This window comes from Nocardia farcinica, from assembly GCF_029867845.1.
In the GTDB taxonomy this organism is placed as follows: Bacteria; Actinomycetota; Actinomycetes; order Mycobacteriales; family Mycobacteriaceae; genus Nocardia; species Nocardia farcinica_A.
In genome coordinates, this window is the sequence record NZ_JARWRU010000246.1 from 1 (window position 1) to 1,600 (window position 1,600).

Genomic DNA, 1,600 nt, shown 5'->3' on the forward strand with positions numbered 1-1,600 from the left:
GATCATGGCCGGATCCGGCGAGACGCTGACCTACCGTGAGCTGGAGGACAACTCGGTCCGGCTGGCGCGGCACCTGCACGAGGCGGGCCTGCGCCGGGGCGATCACCTCGCGCTGCTCTCGGGCAACGACCCGAAGGTCTACGAGGTGTACTGGGCGGCGTTGCGATCCGGGCTTTACATCACCGCCGTGAACCGGCATCTGTCGCCAGCCGAGATCGCCTACATCGTCGACGACTGCGGCGCGAAGGCGCTCATCGTGGCGGCCGATCTGAGCGAGGCGGCGCAGGCCGTCGCCGAGCAGACCCCGAAGGTGCGGGTGCGGATCGCCTACGGCGGCGCGGTGCCCGGCCACGACTCCTACGAACAGGCGCTGGCCGCTTCCTCGGCGGTACCGCTCGATGACCAGCCGCGCGGCGCGGACATGCTGTACTCCTCCGGCACCACGGGCAGGCCGAAGGGCATCAAGCACCCGCTGCCCGAACGCCAGGTCGGTGACGCGCCCGGCGACACCTACACCGCCATCTTCGGCCCCATGTACGGCTTCGACACCGAGACGGTCTACCTGTCCCCCGCCCCGCTCTACCACGCCGCCCCGCTGCGCTTCGGCGGCGTCGTGCAGGCCCTCGGCGGCACCGTGGTGGTGATGGAGAAGTTCGACGCGGAGAACGCGCTGGCCGCCATCGAGAAGTTCTCGGTGACCCACAGCCAGTGGGTGCCGACCATGTTCGTGCGCATGCTCAAGCTCGACGAGGACGTGCGCGCGCGCTACGACGTGTCCAGCCTGAAGGTGGCCGTGCACGCCGCCGCACCGTGCCCGACCGAGGTCAAGCGCGCCATGATCGACTGGTGGGGCCCGGTGCTCTACGAGTACTACGCCTCCACCGAGGGCAACGGCGTGACCTTCATCGACAGCGAGCAGTGGCTGCGCAAGCCGGGCTCGGTCGGCAGGTCGGGTCTCGGCGTCATCCGCATCTGCGGCGAGGACGGCGCGGAGCTGCCGGTCGGCGAGATCGGCACGGTGTACTTCGAGCGCGAGGAAGCGCCGTTCGCCTACCACAACGACCCGGGCAAGACCGCCGAGGCGGCGCACCCGGAGCATCCGGCCTGGACCACCACCGGTGACATCGGCTACCTCGACGACGAGGGTTACCTGTTCCTCACCGACCGCAAGGCGTTCATGATCATCTCCGGTGGCGTGAACATCTACCCGCAGGAGATCGAGGACGCTCTTGCCCTGCACCCGAAGGTGCTGGACGTGGCCGTGATCGGCGTGCCCGACGAGGAGATGGGCGAGTCGGTCAAGGCGGTCGTGCAGGCCGCGCCCGGTGTGGCGACGGGCCCCGAGCTGGCCACCGAGCTGCGCGAGTACCTGCGCGAGCGCATCGCGCACTACAAGGTGCCGCGCACCGTCGACTTCGCCGACGAACTGCCACGCACCCCCACCGGCAAGCTGGTCAAGGGCAAGCTGCGCGCCCAGTACGTCTGAGCGCCTCCGCCCTCGGGGGCCGCGGGGGCGCGCCCCCCGGGGCCCCGCCCGGGGGGGGGGGCGGACCGCCCGGCCCCCGCGCGGGGGGGGGTGCCGTGACGCGGGCGGCCCACC

At 71.3% G+C, this 1,600-nt stretch carries 1 protein-coding gene; it reads left to right on the forward strand.

The window, feature by feature from the left end:
- Position 1: 1 nt before the first annotated feature.
- Positions 2-1,486 (forward strand): acyl-CoA synthetase, encoded by a 1,485-nt coding sequence (locus tag QH283_RS05110; protein ID WP_280501858.1) that lies wholly within the window; start codon positions 2-4, stop codon positions 1,484-1,486.
- Positions 1,487-1,600: the final 114 nt, after the last annotated feature.